We start from the raw sequence: 21,453 nt of genomic DNA on the forward strand, positions 1-21,453 counted from the left end.
ATTATGCAGGCCAGAGCGCCATAGCCATTCTGGCGACGCCGAGCAGCGTTTCACAGCTTGCCCCATCCCGCGCCTGAATCGACATTCCCTGCTGGATGCTGACGTATAACCGCGTCAGCGCGTCGATATCCGTCGAAGCCGGTAAATCGCCCTGCTCCTGCGCCTGCGTTAACCGCGCGTTGAGCAGTTCCACACCGCCGTTGCGTAACTGTTGTACCCGCGCGCCAAGGCGATCGTTGCCTTCGCTGGCGACCGCCGACAGCGTCACCATACACCCGTGCGGCATACCGCTGCGCGTCAGCGTCTGTGCCGAACGCGCCAGCCATTGCGCGACAGCCGTTTTCGGCGACGGTTCACTGTCCATCCCGCCCCAAATCAGCGGCGCAACCGTCTGTTCGTAGTGCTGCAAAACCTCATCATAGAGATCCTCTTTGCTGCCGAACGCCGCATACAGGCTCGGGGATTTAATGCCCATCGCCTGGTAGAGATCGTTCATCGACGTGGCGGTATACCCCTTCTGCCAGAAGAGTTTCATCGCTTTATCCAGCGCATCGGTACGGTCAAATTCCCGTGGTCTTCCCCGGCTCACAGTGCCTCCTCACATTTTGTGCTGATCGGTATATTAATACTATTGACGGCGAGGTGAAAGCCCGTTTACTTTAATTATGTATCAATCGACACATAATTAGGAGCGACCATGTCACACTCACTTGCAGGTAAACGCGCACTGGTCACGGGCGCCAGTCGAGGTCTGGGTAAAGCCATTGCGCTCACGCTGGCGCAGGCAGGCGCAGATGTTGCCATTACCTGGGAAAAATCCGCAGACAAAGCCCAGGCTGTTGCCGAATCGATCCGCGCGCTGGGGCGTAACGCCGTGGCGATTCAGGCCGACAGCGGCAACCCACAAGCCGCGCGCGCCGCCGTTGCGCAGGCGGTAGAAGCGTTAGGCGGGCTGGATATTCTGGTCAATAACGCCGGTATTGCACGCGCCGGGCAACTGGAAACGATGTCGCAGGAGGACATCGACGCGCAGATCAACGTCAACATCCGCGGTGTCGTGTACACCACGCAGGCGGCGATCGCGCATTTGCCTCGGGGCGGGCGCATTATCAACATCGGCAGTTGCCTGTCCGATCGCGTACCGTTCACCAACATTGCCATCTACTCGATGACCAAATCGGCGCTGAACTCGTTAACGCGCGGTCTGGCGCGCGACCTCGGGCCGCGCGGCATCACCGTCAATATGGTGAAACCCGGCTCAACCGACAGCGATATGAACCCGGCGGATGGCGAAGGCGCTGAAGAACAGCGTCGGTTAACGGCACTCGGGCATTATGGTGAGGCGCAGGATATCGCCGAAGCCGTGGCTTTCCTTGCCAGCCCGGCGGCAAAACAGATCACCGGTACGGATATTGTGGTGGACGGCGGCACAAACGCCTGAGTGACGCGCAGAGAAAAGGCGGCGCAGAGCGCCGCCTTTTCGAGAAACCGGGGGATCAACAGCAGCGCGCGCCGCCTTTGCCACCGTAGCGCGCATCCTGGCGCTCGCGGAAAAACTCCTCGTAGGTCATCGGCGTCTGATCCGGGTGCGTCACGCGCATATGCTCAACGTAGTTGTCATAATCCGGAACGCCAATCATCATTTTCGCCGCCTGGCCTAAGTACTTACCGGCTTTAGAGAGCGTGTCGAACATGTTATCCCCTCATCCGCCCTCTCCCACAAGAGAGAGGGGGAAACACGGTTAATGAACGCCTTTCGCCTGACCCACAATCTGGCCAACATCTTCCGGCATCGCCTCATACGGCGTCTCTTTCGCCGTCGGGTGATCCACTTTCAGCGCCGCCAGCGCGGTTTTCAGCGAGTAGAGCGCCAGCACCACCACCACGACCATAAAGAAGATGGTCAGACCGGCATCGAGACGGTTATTAAACACCAGTTGCGCCAGTTGTGACTGGGTATACTGCGCCGGGATTGTCCCGCTGTCGATCATCGCCTGGAACTTATTGGCAATGGCGAGGAAGCCAACTTTATTGTCCGGGCTGAAGGCTTTTTGCCAGCCAGCAGTGAGCGTACAGACCAGCAGCCAGGCGGTCGGCAGCAGTGCAACCCACGCATAACGCTGGCGTTTCATCTTAAACAGCACCACGGCGCACAGCATCAGCGCCATACCGGCCAGCATCTGGTTGGCAATGCCGAACAGCGGCCACAACGTGTTAATGCCGCCAAGGGGATCCACCACGCCCTGATGCAGGAAGTAGCCCCACGCCAGCACGCACAACCCCGTCGCCAGCAGGTTAGCGGGCAGCGACTCGGTGCGTTTCAGGTTCGGGGAAATCACCCCCAACAGATCCTGCAACATAAAGCGCGCCGCACGCGTCCCGGCGTCCACCGCCGTCAGGATAAACAGCGCCTCAAACAGAATCGCGAAGTGATACCAGAACGAGACCCCCATTAAACCGCCAAGCGCACCGTGCAGAATATAGGCCATGCCGACCGCCAGCGTAGGCGCGCCGCCTGCGCGGGAGATAATCGACTGTTCGCCCACTTCTTCTGCGATCTGCCGCAGAGTATCCGGCGTGATGCTAAAGCCCCAGCCGCTCACCACCTGCGCAGCAGATGCCACCACATCGGGGGTTCCTGCCGGTGCCAGCACCGCCATGGGGCTGTTCATCGCGAAGTAAACGCCTGGATCGATAATACAGGCTGAAACCAGCGCCATGATCGCCACGAACGACTCCATCAGCATACCGCCGTAGCCGATAAAGCACGCCTGTCCTTCGCTGGCGAGCATTTTCGGCGTGGTGCCGGAGGAGATCAGCGCATGGAAGCCAGACACCGCGCCGCAGGCAATGGTGATAAACAGGAACGGGAACAGGCTCCCGCTCCACACCGGACCGGTGCCATCCACAAACTTCGTCAGCGCAGGCATGGTCAGCGTCGGGCGCATAATCAGAATGCCGATCGCCAGCCCGATAATAGTACCGATTTTCAGGAAGGTAGAGAGATAGTCGCGCGGTGCGAGCAGCAGCCAGACCGGCAGTACGGAGGCCACAAAACCGTAACCCACCAGCATCCACGTTAACTGTACGCCGGTAAAATCAAAATAGGGTGCCAGCGCCGGGTTTGCCGCCACCCAACCACCGGAAATAATGGCGAACACCAGCAGCACCAGGCCAATCACCGACACCTCGCCAATGCGCCCCGGGCGCAGATAGCGAATATAGATACCCATAAAAATCGCCAGCGGGATGGTAAAGGCCACGGTGTAGGTTCCCCACGGGCTGTGGGTCAGCGCTTTCACCACAATCATCGCCAGCACCGCAAGGATGATCACCATGATCATAAAGGTCGCCACCAGCGCAATCACCCCAACGGTCGCGCCCATCTCCGCTTTCACCAGTTCGCCAAGCGAACGCCCGTCGCGGCGGGTGGAGACAAACAGCACCATGAAGTCCTGCACCGCACCGGCCAGCACCACGCCTGCCAGGATCCAGATCATCCCCGGCAGATAGCCCATTTGCGCCGCCAGCACCGGCCCCACCAGCGGGCCTGCCCCGGCAATCGCCGCAAAGTGGTGACCAAACAGCACTTTTTTGTCTGTCGGCACATAGTCGAGACCATCATTGTGCCGTACCGCCGGTGTCATGCGCGTCGGATCAACCTGCAGCACATTTTTGGCGATATAAAGACCATAAAAACGGTAAGCGATAAGGTAGATACAGACCGCAGCCACCACAATCCACAGTGCATTGATCTGTTCGCCGCGATTCAGTGCGATATAACCAAGAGCAAACGCTCCAACAAGGGAGAGCACGCCCCAAATAAGGTATTTCCCTGAGTTGTTCATAGCGGTTATCCGTTGAGAGATAAGGAGATGTTACATTTTGTTTCTATATCAACTCGCAGGTTTTAACAACTTTGAAACAAGGAAAATTCGTCCTGACGGCAGGCATTTACCTCATTGTGTTACCAGGATCACTTATAGGGGGAGAAGATCCCCTCTCCGGACGCAGAGAGGGGGGAAAACCTTAACCGAGGACAGCCGTACTCAGGCGACAGGTACAGCAGCGACGTCCCTGCTCATCAAACACCACAATCTCCCAGCTTTGACACTGACGGCCAAGGTGCAGAGGCTGGCAAACGCCGCGCACTTTGCCTTGCGAGACCGGGCGATGATGCGATGCGTTTAACTCCGTGCCCACCACGCACTGACCGTCGCGGGTCATCAGATAACCGGCCATCGACCCCAGCGTTTCCGCCAGCGCCGCCGACGCGCCGCCATGCAGTAAACCAAACGGCTGATGCGTGCGGGTATCCACCGGCATTTCCGCTTCCAGCAGATCATCGCCAAGGCGGGTGTAGACAATGCCGAGGTGCGCCACCAGCGTGTTATCACTGGTGCCGTTCAGCTCCTCAAGCGTTAAATGGCGTTTCCAGATCATTTACGCCCCCAGCGTTGAACCGCCATCCACCACAATATCCTGCAGGGTGATATGGCTGGCCAGATCGGAAGCAAGGAACAGGATGGTGTTCGCCACTTCCTGTGGACGGGCAATTTTGCCCAGTGGAATACCCAGTTTGAACTGCTCGCCAAAGCCGCGAATGCGCTGCTGTTCAGCGTCATCGCTGACCCACAACGTGCGTTGCATGTCCGTGTCCGTCGAGCCCGGCGAGACAACGTTGCAGCGCACATGGCTTGCCGCCAGTTCCAGCCCGACGCTCAGCGCCAGGCTTTTCAGCGCGGCTTTCGACGCGCCATAGGCGCTCATACCAATGCGCGGTGTATGCGCCGCGTCGGAAGCAACAGTGACAATGGCCCCGCCCTGCTGACGGCGGAACTGCGCCATCGTCTGGCGAAACAGATTGAACGCGCCGCCGACGTTAACGGCGAAAGTCTGCTGCCAGGCGTCGGTGGAGAGTTCATCCGTCGCCCCCATATGCAAAATCCCGGCGGCATTGACCAGCACATCCAACCGTTCGCATTGCGCCAGCAGACGTTGACAGACGGCGTCCACCTGTTGCGCATTGGCGATATCCACCACCTCGCAGTAGAAAGGATAGTCGCGACCGGCAAACGCCAGATCAAACCCGGTCACCTGCGCGCCAGCCTCCACAAACGCCAGCGCAGTAGCGTAACCAATCCCCTTCCCGGCGCCGGTCACCCACACGGTTTTACCGGTAAAATCCAGGTGGGCCATTATTTCACCTCGCGGGAGAGCAATGTCCACCAGGCATCAATCGTCGGGTTCTTCGCCAGCATCACAAAGTCGATATCGCCGTGCGCTTTGCGCCAGCGGGCCGCCAGCGCCATCATGCGCACGGAATCCAGACCGTAGTCGATGAGGTTTTCGTCATCCAGCGGCTCGTCGGACTCATCCAGCAGCGGCAGGATCAGCGCCCGCAGTGCAGCTTTGCTTCCCGGAACGGGTAACAGATCCTGGGTCATCACCACGCGCCCGGAACGCCCGGCCACGTACTTGAGCGACATCAGGTGATCCTCGCGACTGAAGTCCGCCAGCGCATCGGCAACCATAAACGGTTTGATATCACGCATAAACGCATCGGTGGCGGTGGTCATACAGCCAATGTGCGAATAGACACCGGTGATGAGCAACTGGTTGCGGCCGGTCTCTTTCAGCGCCTGCTCCAGCGGCGAGCGATGAAACGCGCTGTAGCGCCATTTGACCAGTACGGTATCGGCATCATCGGGCGTCAGTTCCGCCACGATTCGCTGTTGCTCCGGCGAGCGGGTCAGTCCCGGCCCCCACATGTCATTCAGCAGCGCGCGATCTTCATCACTCTGCTCTTTCGGCTGCGCCGTGTAATAGACCGGAATATGGTGCTGTTTGCAGTAGCGACGCAGGGCGGCGATGTTCGCCACCACTTGCTGCATCATCGGGCAGTTATCGCCCCAGAAGTTAACAAAGTACTCCTGCATATCGTGGATCAGCAGCGCGGCGCGTTCAGGTTCAAACGCCCAGCTGACTTTGTTTTCCGGGATATCGGCTGCCACTGGCAGTGCGTAGCCCTGTAATTTTGGAATCGCCATCTTCTCTCCTTTACGCCGGTGTACGCTGTGCTAACCACTGGCGTAATTGTTTTTTATCCACCTTGCCGACCGGCGTCAGCGGCAGCGCCTCAAGGCACTCCACGCGATCCGGCAGTTTGAATTCCGCTACCCCTTGCTCACGCAGGAACCGACGAACCGCCACCGCGCGCAACGGCGTTTTCGTCACCAACCAGGCGCAGCTCTTTTCGCCGAGCAGGCTGTCTTCCATGCTAACCAGTGCCGCGTGGATCACGGCCTCATGGCGCAGCAACAGGTTTTCGATCTCCTCGGCAGCAATCTTCTCGCCGCCGCGGTTGATCTGATCTTTTTCACGCCCCTGCACGGTGATATAGCCCTGCTCATCAATGGCAATCAGATCGCCGGAGCTATAAAAGCCGTTTTCATCAAAGGCGCTGGCATTATGTTCCGGGCTGTTAAAGTAGCCGCGGAAGGTGTACGGTCCGCGCGTCATCAGACGCCCTACCTGCCCTGCAGGCAGCGGGTTACCGTTTTCATCCGCCACCCAGACTTCGTCGTCCGGGCACATCGGGCGGCCCTGGGTATGGGTAATGCGCTCCAGCGGATCGTCCAGCCGGGTGTAGTTCACCAGCCCTTCCGCCATACCGAACACTTGCTGCAACTGGCAGCCAATCTCCGCCGGGATCCGCGCTGCCAGCGTGGTCGACAGCCGTGCGCCGCCCACCTGCAACAGTCGCAACGACGCCAGTTGGGCATTGCTGCCCCACTCCTGAATCGCCTGTAGCCACAGGCTGACCGCGGGCGGCACCAGCGCAGTGACGTTAATGCAGTGTTTTTCAATCAGCGGGAAGCACAGCGTCGCGCTCGGATCGGCGGCCAGCACCACGCAACCGTGCGCCAGGAACACACCCAGCGCGCCAGGAGAACTCATCGGGTAGTTATGCGCCGCAGGCAATGCGCACAAATAGCGGGTGTCAGCGGTAAACCCGCACACCTCGTTGCTGCGCACAATGCTGTAGTAGTAATCGTTATGTGTACGGGGGATCAGCTTCGGCGTGCCGGTGCTACCGCCAGAGAGCTGGAAGAATGCCACTTCATCGGCGGGCGTCGGCGTGGTAATAAAGCTCTCCGCCGGGCGGGCAATCGCCGCGTCCAGCGCGTGTTCACCCTTATCGCCGCGCAGCAACACGGCGCGCAGCGTGTCGTGTTCCGCCACAAAGGTGGTGACAAAGTCATCACCGGCAAACAGCATATGTTCACGATCGGCAATCAGTAATACCGGCTTAAGCTGCGTGGCGTAAGCGTTCAGTTCGTTGCGCTGGTGGCTGAACAGGGCATTCACTGGCGCGACGCCGATTTTCAGCAACGCAAAAAAGGTGATGTAAAACTCCGCCACATTCCCCAGTTGCACCAGCGCAGTTTCCCCGCGTTTGATGCCCAGCGTCTGCAGCGAGCAGGCCAGGTTATCCGAGAGCTGATTCACCTGGCGGTAGCTGTACGCGCGGTCGCCGTCGATCACCGCCGTGGCATCACTGTGCGCGTGACGGGTAAGAATGTCGGTCAACGGCAAGTCCTGCCAGTAGCCTTTTTCGCGGTAACGGCGGGCAAACTCATCCGGCCAACGGTTAAAAGGAAGGGTCATCTCAGCTCCTCAATGCAAACCAAAAGCATTCAGCATGGTGGTCAGTTTCACGCCGGTTTCACGCCACTCCGACAGCGGAGAAGAGGCGGGAACAATCCCGGCACCGGCAAACAGCCGAACGGTGTTACGGTGAATACGGGCGCAGCGGATAGTCACCACCCACTCGCCGTTTCCTTCGGCGTCGCACCAACCGACAATGCCGCCAAACAGTTCGCGGTTGAACGGTTCCAGTTCGGCGATCAGTTTCTTCGCCACCTGGTGCGGGAAACCGCTCAGCGCGGGTGTCGGGTGCAACAAACAGGCGAGGCTTAAGGCGTTTTCATCGTCGTGTGCAACACCGTCAATCGGCGTTGCCAGGTGCCATAACGTTGGCGTGGTCACCAGTTGCGGGGAGTCGGGCAGCGTCAGCGAACGACTGCGCGGTTTGAGCACCGCTTTCATCGCCTGAGTCACCAGTTCATGTTCGTGGCGATCTTTTTCCGAGGCCAGCAGCTTATTGCCCGCTTCGCGATCGAGCATGTCGTCTGGCTGGCGGCGTGCAGAGCCTGCCAGCGGCAGTGAACTGAAGCGGTTTTCCTCTTTGCGCAGCAGCAGTTCCGGGCTGGCGCCCAGCAACGCGCCGCCATCCGGCAACGGGACATGGAAATTGAAGCTGGCCGGGTTCTGGGCAATCAGACGCTCCAGCAGCACGCCGCTGTCGATGTTGTTGTCCGTCGCAATATCAATCAAACGGGAGAGCACCACTTTATCCACTTCCGGCGTGGCGGTTTTCGCTGCACCGCGCTCAACCATCTGCATAAAGTGGTCTTGCTCCGGGATAAATGTCTGCGTTTTCACGTTCGGCATTTCGCCGGCGTTGAAATAGCGGGCCGATCGCTGTTTTGCCGGGCGGGAGAAGGTCTGCCAGGATTGCGGAATAAACAATGCGGAAGGCTGCGTGGTATCAAAGGGGATTGCACCGACCATCACCGGTCTGGCGATGCCCTTCGCTTTCGCACTGGCAAAAGCCTGCGCCAGTTTTTGCTGGAAAGCGCCCTCCCGATCATCGCCGCCTGCGGCGGGCTCAGAGAAACGGGCAAAGCAGCCGGACGTGGTAAAACTGCGGTACGGCGACATAAAGAAAAACTGATCCGCGGCCAGCGTCTGCACAGACTGCTGGATTTCCTCAGCCAGGGACGTATCCATATCATCCTCCAACAATGATAAGTGAACTAAGAATGATTATCATTTGTATTATTATGCAGTAAGATAAAAAGTTATGACCCGCTCTGTCAACAGCAGAATATCCCCCCGCACGACTGCCTCTTGCATCCGTCTCGCTCAACATTGAAAATGAGAAGCATTAACCTCAACAAAAACAGGACGCGACTCGTGAGATTTCCCTTTTGGTGCCGTAAGCCCATTGTGTTTCTGGGCATTTTTGTTTTAGGACTATCCTCAGCGCTGGCTGCCGACTGGCCCCGCCAGGTGAGCGACAGCCACGGCGCACACCAGCTCGATAGCAAGCCACTGCGCATTGTTTCCACCAGCGTGACCCTCACCGGTTCATTGCTGGCAATAGACGCGCCGGTCATTGCCAGCGGTGCGACCACGCCGAAAAACCGTTTTGCCGACGATCAGGGCTTTTTACGCCAGTGGGGCGACGTGGCGAAACAGCGTAAGGTCGCGCGGATTTACATCGGCGAACCGAATGCCGAAGCCGTCGCCGCGCAAATGCCAGACCTGATCCTGATAAGCGCCACCGGCGGCGACTCCGCACTGGCGTTGTACGATCAACTTTCCGCCATCGCGCCAACGCTGGTCATCAACTACGACGACAAAAGCTGGCAGGCGCTGCTGACGCAACTTGGCCAAATCACCGGTCAGGAAAAACAGGCGGCAGCGCGCATCGCACAGTTCAATCAGCAACTGGCGGATGTAAAAGCGCATATCACCCTGCCGCCACAGCCGGTCAGCGCGCTGGTCTATACCCCGGCGGCGCACGGCGCAAACCTGTGGACCCGCGAGTCCGCGCAGGGCAAGCTGATGCAGCAGCTCGGCTTTACCCTTGCTGACCTGCCCGCCGGGCTGCAAACCAGCCAGAGCCAGGGCAAACGCCACGATATCGTGCAACTGAGCGGCGAAAACCTGGCCGCCGGGCTGAACGGTGAATCACTGTTCCTGTTCGCCAGCGATCAACAGGATGCCGACGCCCTGAGCGCAAACCCGCTGCTGGCGCATCTGCCTGCCGTGCAACACAAGCGCGTTTACGCCCTGGGCGCAGAGACGTTCCGCCTCGACTATTACAGCGCCACCCGCGTGTTGCAGCGTCTGTCGGCACTGTTTGGCTAATTCCGTTGGGCTGGCAGTGATTACGCCGCGGGCTGCGTCTGACGAAAACGTCGCAGCTCGCTGAGCCCGCCCACCAGCGCCAGACCAACGACCGCCAGCACCAGCCCACTGAGACTGGCGGAAGAGACCGGCGTCATCATCGACCCCATCGCCCCCAACAACGCCGCGCCAATGGCATCGCCGGTGACGTTTTGCGCCGTCCATAAACCATTTATGCGCCCGAGCATCGCTTCCGGGGTCTGGGTTTGTAGCAGCGTGTACTGCAACAGCGAACTTACTGCCGTCAGCCAGCCGCACAGCGCCAGAAACACCACGCCCAGCGCCCAGAAAGGCATCAGGCTGAATAAACCAATGGCGATAAACGCCCCGACGGTGGTGATCAGCATAATCACCCCCGGACGCTCGCTGTGCGCCAGCTTACCGCTGGTCAATGCACCAATAGCCGCCCCCAGCGGCAGTGCGGCATACAGCAAGCCGATCTCCGCCGCCGACATGTTCCAGCCAATGGCCAGCGCCGGGTACAGCACGCGCACCGCGCTTGCCATCGTCAGCAGCCCGCCAAGCAGCGCAATACCGCCGATCAGCGGATTACGCAGTAAAAATTGCAGCGCCGTCAGCAGCGATTTCAACGGATGCTCGCGCGGCTGGGGAGGCGGCGGCAGCGCAGGCAAACTGAGCAACGGCAGCAAGGTAATAAACGTGCCTGCCGCTGCCAGACCGTAGTTCCACACCACCCCGCCGGAGGCCAGCAGCAAACCACCGCACATAGGCGAAATCACCGAGCCGAGGCGAACCGTCAGCATGGTGATCGCGCCCGCCTGCATCAGGTTTTCCCGCCCGACCAGCGCAGGCGTCGCCGCCAGCAGCGCCGTGACACCCAGCGCGCCGAAAAAACCATCCCACAAGCCGAGCAGATAAATGGCCGCCAGCGACGGTTCCGGCAAGAGCGCATTCAGGCACAGGCCAATGAAACCCACGCCACAGGTAGAACGCGCCAGTAAAATCAGTCTCTTACGTTCGTAACGATCCGCCAGCACACCGCCGAGCATCAGGCCAACAAACATTGCGCCGCCGGTCAGCGTCACCGCCAGACCCACCTGCCAGCTGGAGTGGGTCATGGCCTGGATTTGCACCGGCACCGCCACGCCCAGCAGCCCGAGCGATAAAATCGAGATAAAACGCGCCAGAAATACCGCGCGGAAAGCCGGATGCGTCTGCAGCAGGCTCAGGTTCAACAGCCAGGATTGTTGCTTCATTACAACGCCTTAAATACGCACTTTTTGTGTCCATTCGCAGGCTATGCATGTTAACATATCAAAACAAGATCGATAACGATAATTACTATCATTATCAAGTTTGGGACGTTTTATGTCGTTTTCTGCTTTCCCGGCGCGCCCTGTCGCCCTTGCCGGGTTATTGATATTGCTGTTAGCCGCCGTTGCACTCAGCCTGTTTATTGGCGCAAAAACCCTGCCCGCCGCCGTGGTGATGGATGCCCTCACCGGCGTCTGCCAGAGCGCGGACTGCATCATCATCAAAGACGCTCGCCTGCCGCGCACGCTGGCGGGACTGCTTGCGGGCGGCGCGCTCGGACTGGCTGGCGCGTTGATGCAAACGCTGACCCGCAACCCACTGGCCGACCCCGGCCTGCTGGGCGTTAATGCGGGAGCCAGTTTCGCCATTGTGCTCGGCGCGGCGCTGATCGGCATCACCTCCCCCACGGAACAACTGCTGCTGGCGTTTTGCGGCGCGCTGGCGGCATCGCTGCTGGTGGCGTTTACCGGCAGCCAGGGCGGCGGGCAGCTTAGCCCGGTGCGCCTCACGCTGGCGGGCGTTGCGCTGGCCGCCGTGCTGGAAGGGTTGTCCAGCGGCATCTCGCTGCTGAATGCCGACGTCTACGATCAGCTGCGTTTCTGGCAGGCAGGCTCGCTGGATATTCGCACCCTGCATACCCTGAAGATTGTCGTGCTGCCGGTACTGCTGGCAGCAATAGCCGCGCTGATGCTGAGCCGATCGCTCAATAGCCTGAGCCTCGGCAGCGATACGGCCACCGCGCTGGGCAGCAAAGTGGCGCGCACACAGTTGCTCGGTCTGCTGATCATTACCGTCCTGTGCGGTAGCGCCACAGCGCTGGTCGGCCCGATTGCCTTTATCGGCCTGATGATGCCGCACATGGCGCGCTGGCTGGTGGGCGCCGATCATCGCTGGTCGCTGTCGGCCACGCTGATCGCTACCCCGGCGTTGCTGCTGTTCGCCGATATGATTGGCCGGGTGATTGTGCCGGGTGAATTACGCGTCTCCGTGGTCAGCGCCTTTATCGGTGCGCCGGTGTTGATTGTGCTGGTGCGCCGCGCGCGCGGAGGCGGCTTATGATGGCCCCTTCCCGTCGCCTGGTCGCCAGTTGCCTGCTGATGGCGCTCGCCGCACTGCTGCTGGCCGTGTGGAGCCTGCGCAGCGGCACCGTGACCCTGGCGTTCTCGCAGGTTATTGATGCCCTGACCGGCGATGCGCCCCGCGCCATGCAGCTTGTGGTGACCGAATGGCGTTTACCCCGCGTGTTGATGGCGCTGCTGGTGGGCGCGGCCCTTGGCGTCAGCGGGGCGATTTTCCAGTCCCTGTTGCGCAACCCCTTAGGCAGTCCGGATGTGATGGGATTTAATACCGGTGCCTGGAGCGGCGTGCTGGTGGCGATGGTGCTGTTTGGTCAGCACATGACCGCCATTGCCCTGGCGGCGATGGCGGGCGGCATAGTGACATCGCTGGTGGTCTGGCTGCTGGCCTGGCGCAACGGGATTGAAACCTTCCGTTTGATCATTGTCGGCATCGGCGTGCGCGCGATGCTGATGGCGTTTAACACCTGGCTGCTGTTGCATGCCTCACTGGAAACGGCCCTCTCCGCCGGGCTGTGGAATGCCGGTTCGCTGAACGGGCTGACCTGGGCGAAGACCCTGCCTTCCGCGCCGCTGATTGCGCTGATGTTTATTTTTGCCGCCCTGCTCGCCCGGCGTATGCGCTTACTGGAGATGGGCGATGACAGCGCCTGCGCACTCGGCGTCAGCGTCGAACGCTCCCGGCTGATGCTGATGCTGGTCGCCGTGGCACTCACCGCCGCCGCCACCGCGCTGGCGGGGCCGATTTCGTTTATCGCGCTGGTGGCGCCGCACATCGCCCGCCGCCTGAGCGCCACTGCCCGCTGGGGATTGGTCCAGTCTGCGCTGTGCGGCGCACTGGTATTGCTCCTGGCGGACATGCTCGCTCAGCAAGGCTTTACGCCGTATCAGTTGCCGGTGGGTGTCGTGACCGTCAGTCTCGGCGGTATTTACCTTATCGCCTTGTTAATTCAGGAGTCCCGCAAAAAATGATCGACACACAAACCCGTTTGCGCGGCGAAGCGTTAACCCTGGGTTACGGCAAAAAGATTGTCGCCGAGCAGTTAAACGTCGCCATTCCCGACGGCCATTTCACCGCCATTATTGGCCCCAACGGCTGCGGCAAATCGACGCTATTACGCACCTTAAGCCGCCTGATGACACCCGCGCAGGGGCATGTCTATCTGGATGGTGAACAGATCCAGCGTTTTGCCAGCAAAGAGGTGGCGCGTCGCGTTGGCCTGCTGGCGCAAAACGCCACCACGCCGGGAGACATCACGGTGCAGGAGCTGGTAGCGCGCGGTCGTTACCCGCACCAACCTCTGTTTACCCGCTGGCGTAAAGAGGATGAAGAGGCGGTTAAGCGGGCGATGAACGCCACGGGCGTCGATGCGCTGGCCAACCAGAGTGTGGATACGCTCTCGGGAGGACAGCGTCAACGGGCATGGATCGCCATGGTGCTGGCGCAGGAAACGGCGATCATGCTGCTCGACGAGCCGACCACCTGGCTGGATATCAGCTACCAGATTGATCTGCTGGAGCTGTTAAGTGAACTCAATCGCGAACAGGGTTACACGCTGGCGGCGGTACTGCACGATTTGAACCAGGCCTGCCGCTACGCAACACATCTGATAGCCCTGCGGGATGGCAAGATCGTGGCGCAGGGCGCGCCGAAAGAGATTGTCACCCCGGCACTGATTGAGGCGGTATACGGTTTACGCTGTATGATCATTGACGATCCGGTGGCGCATACCCCGCTGGTGGTGCCGCTGGGGCGCAGCAAATAGCAGGTTTACTTTCCACACGCTGAACCGCCAGGATATCTTTCATTTCTGATGCGCAGGTATATCTACATACCTGCGCATTTTTTTTCGCCGCCGCACGACATTTTACTGTAAACAATAAATGATATTCTTTATGCTATTTTCCAGCGTCTTTATTCTTAAGCTGCAATAACGTTATTATTAAGGAATGCTAATAGTGACTGTAATATAACCATAAAAAACCTTAATCAATATAAACACCTCCGGCCAGCTCCCCTTTTAAGATATTTTAGCGTAAGAAAAACCGTCTGAAAAATATCTCGCAAAAACGCAAAAACAAAGGACGTCATGCTTTTTTGCATTCCCGTCGTTAATGTTTATTGGGATTTATCTCAATAAAAACTAACATCAGGTTTCCAAAACCTGCATATATCCAAAAGGTTATTTTATGTTTATCCGCATAATAACAGGGGTGGCTGGTGCCATTCTGTTAACTCTGTCACTTTCAACTCACGCAGCCAATTCACCTCCGGTACCGGAAGAAAAAGAGTGGATTGCCAAAGAATTCACCTTTAATAACGGCGAAAAACTGAACGACTTGCGCCTTCATTACTTTACGCTGGGGGACAAAAGTAAACCTGCCGTATTACTGCTTCACGGGACGAATCAACCCATTAAAGCCTTATTAGCGCAGGGATTTGCCGGTGAGTTGTTTGGCCCGGGCCAGGCTCTGGACAGCAGTAAATACTTTATTATCATGCCGGAAAGTATCGGGTCAGGAAAATCATCCAAACCGTCAGACGGCTTGCGTATGGCATTTCCGCACTACGATTATGACGATATGGTGACCGCACAATATCGCTTAGTGAAAGAAGGTTTGGGCATTTCTCATTTACGCCTGGTGATGGGTTATTCAATGGGGGGCATGCAAACCTGGTTATGGGGTGAAAAATACCCGTCAATGATGGATGCGCTGGTGCCGATGGCATCGCAACCCAATGAATTATCGGGACGTAACTGGATGCTGCGTCGGATGTTGATTGAGTCCATCAAAAACGATCCCGCCTGGGCTGAAGGCAATTACCGCCAACAGCCGCCCGCGTTAAAGACAGCCAATATTATGTTCAGTATTGCCACAACGGGCGGTACGCAGGCCTTACAACATAAAGCGCCAACCCGCGCGCTGGCGGATAAAGTGGTTGATGAACGACTCGCTGCGCCCGTCACTGCCGATGCCAACGATTTTATTTATCTCTGGGGTTCGTCCGCCAATTACAACGCCCTGCCCACCTTAAAGAACATTACCGCGCCAATGTTGATCATTAATTCAGCAGATGACGAACGTAATCCACCGGAAACCAGTACCTTCAGCGAGACATTAAAGCAGATAAAACAGGCTGAACTGTTCCTTATTCCGGCAAGCACAGAGACCAGTGGTCACGGCACCACGATGTCCGCCAAATTTTATAATGAAAAACTCAAAATATTTTTAGCCAGCACGGCCAACGAGCACGCTAAACATTAATCTTCGTCGCACACAGGGAATATTCAATGTTTCGTAAAATAAAGATCCGCACCGCACTCAGCATAATGATTTTCTCGCTGACAGCACTATTACTCTTCGTGGGAATTTTGGGTTCAGTCGCCGTACAGTCGGGCAATAAATCCTTTGCTCACGTCGATACTGAAGTATTACCGGGACTGGTCGCACTGAATGAAAGCTCTGAATTATTACTGCGCGGCCGCCTGGATTTACGTCTGTATGAATCACTGATGGGCAGTGGCGAAACGGAAAAAGCGAAAGTGGCGTTGGATCGCGCCAAAAGTAAGATCGATAGCGCCGGCGCGAAATGGCAGGAGTACCTGAAATATCCGCAATCCGCTGAAGAGCAGGCGATTGCCGCAGAAATGGCGGCATCGCGCGATACGCTGATGAAAACGTTTATTGGCCCGGCGTTTACCGCGCTGGAAGCCGGTAAACTGGATGAGTACCGCCAGTACGCCGGGAAATCCACCGCTCTGTACGCCGATTTTGATAAAGCCTCGAAAGCGCTGGTCGCCTGGAAGCTGAAAAGCATTGATAACGCCTACGATGACTCCAATAACCGCGTCACGCGGATGTCGTTCGCCCTCTATTTCTCTATCGCCTGTGCGCTGGTGCTGGCAGGACTGGCCTGGTCAGTAATGACCAATCTGATCGTCAAGCCACTCAATCATGTGATTACCGTGTTCGACCGTATTGCCGAAGGCGATCTGCGGGCGCGCATCGATATCAGCGGTAAAAACGAGATAGCCCAGCTCTTTGCCGCCGTCCAGCGTATGCGTGATGGGCTGGAAAACATCGTGCAGAGAGTGCGTAGCGGCACGGATGCTATCGGCTCGGGGGTGGAAGAGATTGCGTCCGGGAATATCGATCTTTCCAGCCGCACAGAGCAGCAGGCCGCGTCGCTGGATGAAACCGCCTCCAGCATGGAGCAGATCATGGCGACGGTGAAAAACAACGAAGAGAACACGCGCAAGGCAAACGACCTGTCGCTGAAGGCGTCGTCGACAGCCTCCCGTGGCGCTAACGTGGTGTCTGAAGTGGTTTCCACCATGGATGCGATTGAAAAAAGCTCCGCCAAAATTGGCGATATCGTGGGTGTGATTGACGGCATTGCCTTCCAGACCAACCTGCTGGCGCTCAATGCGGCGGTGGAAGCGGCGCGCGCCGGAGAAGCCGGTCGCGGTTTTGCCGTGGTGGCCTCAGAAGTGCGTGTGCTGGCGCAGCGCAGCGCCACGGCGGCGAAAGAGATTGGCACGATGATCAATGACTCTCTCAGCCGTATTGAACAGGGTTCAGGGTTGGTGAAAGAGGCTGGCGCGACCATGAACGACGTGATGCTCGATGTCAAAAAGGTGGTGGATATTATGGATGAGGTGATGATGGCATCCGGCGAGCAGACGCGGGGCATTTCACAGATTCATATTGCGATCCATCAAATGGACGGCGTAACCCAGCAGAATGCCTCACTGGTGGCAGAAGTCGCAACCGCAGCCGGTTCCCTGCAACAGCAGGTGGCGCATTTGCAACAATCGGTGACGCGTTTCCAGCTTGCTGACGGCGGGCGCGCATCCGGAAACGATCGCCATGATCATGCCGGACAGCAGAACATGGCGTTCGCGAATGTGAACTAACCGATTATCCCCCACCCCACCCGGGATGGGGGATAAACATTACGCCCCTAACACTTCCCGTAATACCGGGCCGATACGTTCAAACGCCTGCGGCGAGATGATATCCACGTGGGCGCAATCCTGGCGATACACCTCCAGTTCTTTCACCCACGGCGCCCAGGCTTTATGCGGATCCGTTCCCGGTTGCAGCGTACGTTCGGCAACAAACAGTGTGGCTTTACCGTCAAACGGCACGCTGTGCGCGGTAGTCAACAGACGCACGGCATCCGCATAGTTGCCTTCAATGTGGCGGAACAGCTCGCCGGAAGCTTGCCCCTGTTGTGCCGCCAGGAAGGCCTGCCGCTCGCGCTCAATTTCCGCCAGCACGTCAGGATCCAGCCCGTTAGCCTCTTTCTCCGCCCAGTTTTGCGTTTCCGGCGGCCAGGTGTCGAGCAGCCCGAGGAACGCCACGTCTTCGCCACGCTGGCGCAGGCGTGCAGCAATGCCCTGCGCCAGCGTGCCGCCCAGCGAATACCCGAACAGGTAGTAAGGCCCGTGCGGTTGCTGCGCCAGCAGCGTCGCCAGATGTTGCTCGCAGGCATCATCCAGCGTAGCGGCCTGCTGCAACGGCCCGGACGGTCGCGGCGACTGGATCCCGGTGATTGACCAGCGCGGCGCTAAGTAGCGCGCCAGCACGCTAAACTGCCAGGCAAAGCCGGAAGCCGGGTGGAAGCAAAACAGCGTTGGGCCGTCGCTTTCACGCAGCGGCAGCAGCGTTTCCAGCCCCAGACGTTGCGCCTCTTCCGCCGACAGACTTTGTTCCAGCAACGCAGCCAGTTTTTCCACCGTCGACGCCACCATAATCTGCCCCGGCGTCACCTGGCGCTCGCATTCGCGACTCAACTGTGCCGCCAGGCGCATTGCCAGCAGTGAGTGGCCGCCAAGGGCGAAGAAGTCGGCTTCGGCATCGTTCACTTCGCAGCCCAACAGCGCGGCAAAGGCCTGCGCTACCTGCGTTTCTCGGCCCTCGCGCAGTGGGCGACCGCCGCGTTTCGTGGTCAGCGTTGGCAGCGGTAGCGCTTTACGATCGAGTTTACCGTTGGCGCTCAGCGGCAGTTCCGCCAGTTGCAGCAACAGCACCGGCACCATATGTGGCGGTAACTGCTCGCGCAGGTGCGCCTGCAACGCGGCGGTATCCAGCGGTAAGCCGGACGCCGACACCACATACCCCACCAGTTGACGCGCATCGCCGCCGCTGGCCGCCGCCTGGTTGAAGACGCACGCGTAAGCAACCGCCTGCGCGACATCCGGTAAGGTCAGCATGGCGCGATCAATTTCGCCCAGTTCAATACGCTGACCGCGAATTTTCAGTTGATCGTCGCTGCGCCCGAGGTACTCCACCGCGCCGTTATCCAGCCAGCGCGCCACATCCCCGGTGCGGTACATCCGCTCGCCAGCAACAAACGGGTCGGCGATAAAACGGCTGGCGGTCAGGTCCGGACGCCCCAGATACCCTTGTGCCAGTTGAATGCCGGTGAGATAGAGATCCCCCGCCACGCCTGGCGGAACCGGGCGCATCATGGCATCCAGAATGCGCAAACCGGTATTCCACACCGGGTAGCCAATGGGCACGCTGTTGCCTTGCACGCCCGCCAGTGCCTCGCCGTACGCCGGGTACCAGCTCACGTCCACCGCCGCTTCGGTTGGGCCATACAGATTGTGCAATGGCGCGCCCGTCAGTTGCTGCCACTCACGGCATAGATCGGCAGGCAGCGCTTCACCGCTACAGAACACCTGTTTCAGCGTCCGGCAGCTCTGCTGCGCGCTTTCCGGCGTCAGCGAGGCGACAAACGCCGCCAGCATCGACGGGACAAAGTGGGTGGTGGTCACACCGTAGCGAGCAAAGAATGCCTGCAAGGCTTGCGGATCGCGGTGCGCTTCCGGCTCCGCCATCACCAGTTGACTACCGGCGATAAACGGCCACCAGAACTCCCACACCGAGACGTCAAAACTGCACGGCGTTTTTTGCGCGACCACATCGTCGCCATTCAGCGGGTAATGATCCTGCATCCACAGCAGGCGGTTAACGATGGCGGTTTGACCGACCATCACCCCTTTGGGTCGCCCGGTAGAACCCGAGGTGAAAATGATATACGCGGTATGATCGGGGCGCGCCAGATTGAGCGGTTCGCAACGGCCCGTTGCCAACGGCTGCTGATAACAGAAGTGGGTAAGACCCGGGATATCGCTAAAGCGCGCCAGTTGATCTTCCGAGGTGATCAATAACCGCGGCTGCGCATCTTCCAGCATCATGCGCAGGCGATCGTCCGGATAACCGGTATCCAGCGGCAACCAGGCGGCGCCTGCTTCAACAATACCGTGCAATGCCAGCGTCAGAAACACCGAGCGCGGCAACGCCACCGCCACGCTATCGCCGGGCTGTACGCCAAGCTGGCGCAACTGGTTTGCCAGCGCGACCACCTGCTCACGCAATTCGCGGTAGCTGAACTGCCAGCGGGCGTCCGCCAGCGCGGGCGCATCCGGGGTTTTCGCCGCCTGCGCCGCCACCAGCGCGCTTAGCGTGGTCGCGGGCAGCGCAACCTGCGTCGCGTTGATTGTCGCCAGTTGTTCGGCTTCGTGTGGCGCAATCAACTCCGCATCGCCACAGCGCAGCGCCGGATTGCCGGCAAACTGACGCAGCAATTGCGGCAGGCGCGCAATGTGCGCGTCCAGTGTCTGCCGATCATAGCGGCTGCGGTTGGCCAGCACTTCCAGCGTCAGGCCGCCCTCTTCGTCCGGGAACAGGGCAATCTCCAGATCGTTCACCGGCCCGGTCGCCAGCGTGTGCGTGACGCCGTTGATGCCATCAACATCCAGCAAATAGTCGAACATTTTGACGTTGAAGACCGGGCCAAACAGCGGCTCGTCTCCGGCAGCGCGCCCGGCATCACGCACGATCTGCTCGGCGTCATACCGCTGATGGCGGCGCATCGCTTTCAGCGACGCGGCAAGCTGAGTCGCCAGCGCAGGCAGGGTTTGCGTGGCGTCCAGGCGAACACCCAGCGGCAACACATTCAATACCGGGCCGGTAGCGGTCAGTGCCGCCGATCCCATGCGGCGCATAAAGATAAAGCCCGCCGCATAATCAGTGCGTCCGCAGAGTCGTCCCAGCCACAACGCCACCAGCGCCAGCGCCAGGTCTGCCGGGGCGTTCTGCGGCGCGGCCTGGGTTAAGCGGCGAAAGGCCTGCGCATCCATCGCCATTTTCAGCCGCAGGATGTCGGTGGTCGCCGCACGCCCGGGCAATGGCGTGGCGGAAAGCGATACCGGCGGCGGCAGTTCGCTGCGCTGTTTCGCCCAGAAAGCGCTGTCCCGCTGCCAGCTCTCGCTGTCCCGGTAACGCTGATACTCATCCACCACCTCAGCAAACGGCGTGAACGGCGAAGACGGTGTGGGTTCACTGCGACGCCAGGCGCTGTAAATAGCGGCAATCTGGCGGGTAATAGCCGGGAAACTGAAGCCATCCACCACTAAATGATGATAACGCTGATACCAGTACCAGCGTTGTTCACCCACGCGCAGTAACTGATGGAACACCAACGGTTTGCCGCTTTCTACGCGCAGGTTTTGCCCGAGATCGGCCTGCATCGAACTGAGGGCGGCGGCGTGCGGGTCGGACTCGCGGCGAAGATCGACAATCGCCGGGACGGCAAAGGTCTGCGCGTCATCCACCCATTGCCACACGTCACCGTTATCTTCCGTAAAACGCATACGCAGCGTGTCCGCTTGCATCATTCCGGCGACAATCGCCTGCGCCAGCAACGCCGCATCTATCTCTCCCTGCAACTCCACATAGTGCGCTACGCTCCAGGCATTGGGCAGTGACGAAAGTTGTTCCGCCATCCAGATCCCTGGCTGGGCGGCCACCAGCGGTAAACGTGTGCTCATTGATCGCTCCCTGATTGCGCGTAGTGCGCCGGGGTTAATGTCTGCCAGTTCGCCGCAAGCCAGGCGTTGCATTCCGCCTGCGGCTGCGGCTCGCACAGAACACGCCAGCCGGCGGGTAAGCTGCACTGCGCAGGCCACAGGCTGAACTGTTGCTGCGAATTTTGCAGAATGTAAAACCGCCCTTGCGGATTATCGAAGGGGTTGGTGAATTCCAT

18 protein-coding genes are annotated in these 21,453 nt (G+C 59.2%); 7 read left to right on the top strand and 11 right to left on the bottom strand.

What is annotated here, in order from left to right; all coding sequences use genetic code 11:
- Nucleotide 1 precedes the first annotated feature (1 nt).
- Nucleotides 2-589, bottom strand: coding sequence for a TetR/AcrR family transcriptional regulator (locus ACQ3G7_RS05030; protein ID WP_430889059.1), 588 nt, complete (start codon nucleotides 587-589; stop codon nucleotides 2-4).
- A 108-nt stretch (nucleotides 590-697) separates the two neighbouring features.
- Here ACQ3G7_RS05030 and ACQ3G7_RS05035 point away from each other — a divergent pair, with 108 nt between their 5' ends.
- Nucleotides 698-1,441: an SDR family NAD(P)-dependent oxidoreductase gene (locus ACQ3G7_RS05035; protein ID WP_430889060.1), complete on the top strand. Its 744-nt coding sequence runs from the start codon at nucleotides 698-700 to the stop codon at nucleotides 1,439-1,441.
- 55 nt (nucleotides 1,442-1,496) lie between these two features.
- Here ACQ3G7_RS05035 and ACQ3G7_RS05040 read toward each other — a convergent pair whose 3' ends face one another.
- The 7 genes from ACQ3G7_RS05040 to entC form a co-directional block, all read right to left on the bottom strand.
- Nucleotides 1,497-1,694 (bottom strand): YbdD/YjiX family protein, encoded by a 198-nt coding sequence (locus ACQ3G7_RS05040; protein ID WP_000460621.1) that lies wholly within the window; start codon nucleotides 1,692-1,694, stop codon nucleotides 1,497-1,499.
- A gap of 48 nt (nucleotides 1,695-1,742) precedes the next feature.
- Entirely contained in the window at nucleotides 1,743-3,848 is a 2,106-nt protein-coding gene (cstA, locus tag ACQ3G7_RS05045; RefSeq protein WP_430889061.1) for a pyruvate/proton symporter CstA, read from the bottom strand.
- A 181-nt stretch (nucleotides 3,849-4,029) separates the two neighbouring features.
- Nucleotides 4,030-4,443: a proofreading thioesterase EntH gene (gene entH, locus ACQ3G7_RS05050; protein ID WP_263097602.1), complete on the bottom strand. Its 414-nt coding sequence runs from the start codon at nucleotides 4,441-4,443 to the stop codon at nucleotides 4,030-4,032.
- The gene (gene entA / locus ACQ3G7_RS05055) at nucleotides 4,444-5,199 is read right to left on the bottom strand and encodes a 2,3-dihydro-2,3-dihydroxybenzoate dehydrogenase EntA (RefSeq protein ID WP_430889062.1); all 756 of its coding nucleotides are present in this window, start codon (nucleotides 5,197-5,199) and stop codon (nucleotides 4,444-4,446) included.
- A complete protein-coding gene (locus ACQ3G7_RS05060) occupies nucleotides 5,199-6,050 on the bottom strand; it encodes an isochorismatase (protein ID WP_430889063.1) in 852 nt (283 codons plus the stop codon). The genes entA and ACQ3G7_RS05060 overlap by 1 nt, the downstream gene beginning before the upstream one ends.
- Nucleotides 6,051-6,060: 10 nt before the next feature.
- A complete protein-coding gene (gene entE / locus ACQ3G7_RS05065; protein WP_430889064.1) occupies nucleotides 6,061-7,671 on the bottom strand; it encodes a (2,3-dihydroxybenzoyl)adenylate synthase EntE in 1,611 nt (536 codons plus the stop codon).
- Between the two features lie 9 nt (nucleotides 7,672-7,680).
- Nucleotides 7,681-8,856 (bottom strand): isochorismate synthase EntC, encoded by a 1,176-nt coding sequence (gene entC, locus ACQ3G7_RS05070; RefSeq protein ID WP_430889065.1) that lies wholly within the window; start codon nucleotides 8,854-8,856, stop codon nucleotides 7,681-7,683.
- 186 nt (nucleotides 8,857-9,042) lie between these two features.
- Between entC and fepB the strand changes: the two genes are divergently transcribed.
- Nucleotides 9,043-10,002, top strand: a complete 960-nt coding sequence (gene fepB / locus ACQ3G7_RS05075) for a Fe2+-enterobactin ABC transporter substrate-binding protein (protein WP_430889066.1) — start codon at nucleotides 9,043-9,045, stop codon at nucleotides 10,000-10,002.
- Between the two features lie 20 nt (nucleotides 10,003-10,022).
- Here fepB and entS read toward each other — a convergent pair whose 3' ends face one another.
- A complete protein-coding gene (gene entS, locus ACQ3G7_RS05080; protein ID WP_263097608.1) occupies nucleotides 10,023-11,258 on the bottom strand; it encodes an enterobactin transporter EntS in 1,236 nt (411 codons plus the stop codon).
- A 112-nt stretch (nucleotides 11,259-11,370) separates the two neighbouring features.
- Here entS and fepD point away from each other — a divergent pair, with 112 nt between their 5' ends.
- The 5 genes from fepD (at nucleotide 11,371) to ACQ3G7_RS05105 (ending at nucleotide 17,311) form a co-directional block, all read left to right on the top strand.
- A complete protein-coding gene (fepD, locus tag ACQ3G7_RS05085) occupies nucleotides 11,371-12,375 on the top strand; it encodes a Fe(3+)-siderophore ABC transporter permease (RefSeq protein WP_263097609.1) in 1,005 nt (334 codons plus the stop codon).
- Nucleotides 12,375-13,364: an iron-enterobactin ABC transporter permease gene (gene fepG / locus ACQ3G7_RS05090; RefSeq protein ID WP_430889336.1), complete on the top strand. Its 990-nt coding sequence runs from the start codon at nucleotides 12,375-12,377 to the stop codon at nucleotides 13,362-13,364. The genes fepD and fepG overlap by 1 nt, the downstream gene beginning before the upstream one ends.
- Nucleotides 13,361-14,158 carry an iron-enterobactin ABC transporter ATP-binding protein gene (gene fepC / locus ACQ3G7_RS05095; protein WP_430889067.1) on the top strand — a complete coding sequence of 266 codons (798 nt, stop codon included), beginning with the start codon at nucleotides 13,361-13,363 and terminating at the stop codon, nucleotides 14,156-14,158. The genes fepG and fepC overlap by 4 nt, the downstream gene beginning before the upstream one ends.
- A 424-nt stretch (nucleotides 14,159-14,582) precedes the next feature.
- Nucleotides 14,583-15,659 carry an alpha/beta fold hydrolase gene (locus ACQ3G7_RS05100; protein ID WP_430889068.1) on the top strand — a complete coding sequence of 359 codons (1,077 nt, stop codon included), beginning with the start codon at nucleotides 14,583-14,585 and terminating at the stop codon, nucleotides 15,657-15,659.
- 26 nt (nucleotides 15,660-15,685) lie between these two features.
- On the top strand, nucleotides 15,686-17,311 hold the full coding sequence (locus ACQ3G7_RS05105) for a methyl-accepting chemotaxis protein (RefSeq protein ID WP_430889069.1): 1,626 nt from the start codon (nucleotides 15,686-15,688) through the stop codon (nucleotides 17,309-17,311).
- Nucleotides 17,312-17,350: 39 nt separating this feature from the next.
- Here ACQ3G7_RS05105 and entF read toward each other — a convergent pair whose 3' ends face one another.
- Together entF and ACQ3G7_RS05115 are read right to left on the bottom strand one after the other, a co-directional pair.
- Entirely contained in the window at nucleotides 17,351-21,238 is a 3,888-nt protein-coding gene (gene entF, locus ACQ3G7_RS05110; protein WP_430889070.1) for an enterobactin non-ribosomal peptide synthetase EntF, read from the bottom strand.
- Complete coding sequence (locus ACQ3G7_RS05115) at nucleotides 21,235-21,453, bottom strand: MbtH family protein (protein ID WP_263097613.1); 219 nt, start codon at nucleotides 21,451-21,453, stop codon at nucleotides 21,235-21,237. The genes entF and ACQ3G7_RS05115 overlap by 4 nt, the downstream gene beginning before the upstream one ends.

Source organism: Kosakonia sp. N21 (genome assembly GCF_050587465.1).
Taxonomy (GTDB): Bacteria; Pseudomonadota; Gammaproteobacteria; order Enterobacterales; family Enterobacteriaceae.

What these genes read in the sequence shown, in the direction of transcription:
- ACQ3G7_RS05035 (WP_430889060.1), top strand. Translation starts at nt 698, where the DNA reads ATGTCACACTCACTTGCAGGTAAACGCGCACTGGTCACGGGCGCCAGT.
- ACQ3G7_RS05040 (WP_000460621.1), bottom strand. Translation starts at nt 1,694, where the DNA reads ATGTTCGACACGCTCTCTAAAGCCGGTAAGTACTTAGGCCAGGCGGCG.
- cstA (WP_430889061.1), bottom strand. Translation starts at nt 3,848, where the DNA reads ATGAACAACTCAGGGAAATACCTTATTTGGGGCGTGCTCTCCCTTGTT.
- entH (WP_263097602.1), bottom strand. Translation starts at nt 4,443, where the DNA reads ATGATCTGGAAACGCCATTTAACGCTTGAGGAGCTGAACGGCACCAGT.
- entA (WP_430889062.1), bottom strand. Translation starts at nt 5,199, where the DNA reads ATGGCCCACCTGGATTTTACCGGTAAAACCGTGTGGGTGACCGGCGCC.
- ACQ3G7_RS05060 (WP_430889063.1), bottom strand. Translation starts at nt 6,050, where the DNA reads ATGGCGATTCCAAAATTACAGGGCTACGCACTGCCAGTGGCAGCCGAT.
- entE (WP_430889064.1), bottom strand. Translation starts at nt 7,671, where the DNA reads ATGACCCTTCCTTTTAACCGTTGGCCGGATGAGTTTGCCCGCCGTTAC.
- entC (WP_430889065.1), bottom strand. Translation starts at nt 8,856, where the DNA reads ATGGATACGTCCCTGGCTGAGGAAATCCAGCAGTCTGTGCAGACGCTG.
- entS (WP_263097608.1), bottom strand. Translation starts at nt 11,258, where the DNA reads ATGAAGCAACAATCCTGGCTGTTGAACCTGAGCCTGCTGCAGACGCAT.
- fepD (WP_263097609.1), top strand. Translation starts at nt 11,371, where the DNA reads ATGTCGTTTTCTGCTTTCCCGGCGCGCCCTGTCGCCCTTGCCGGGTTA.
- fepG (WP_430889336.1), top strand. Translation starts at nt 12,375, where the DNA reads ATGGCCCCTTCCCGTCGCCTGGTCGCCAGTTGCCTGCTGATGGCGCTC.
- fepC (WP_430889067.1), top strand. Translation starts at nt 13,361, where the DNA reads ATGATCGACACACAAACCCGTTTGCGCGGCGAAGCGTTAACCCTGGGT.
- ACQ3G7_RS05100 (WP_430889068.1), top strand. Translation starts at nt 14,583, where the DNA reads ATGTTTATCCGCATAATAACAGGGGTGGCTGGTGCCATTCTGTTAACT.
- ACQ3G7_RS05105 (WP_430889069.1), top strand. Translation starts at nt 15,686, where the DNA reads ATGTTTCGTAAAATAAAGATCCGCACCGCACTCAGCATAATGATTTTC.
- entF (WP_430889070.1), bottom strand. Translation starts at nt 21,238, where the DNA reads ATGAGCACACGTTTACCGCTGGTGGCCGCCCAGCCAGGGATCTGGATG.
- ACQ3G7_RS05115 (WP_263097613.1), bottom strand. Translation starts at nt 21,453, where the DNA reads ATGGAATTCACCAACCCCTTCGATAATCCGCAAGGGCGGTTTTACATT.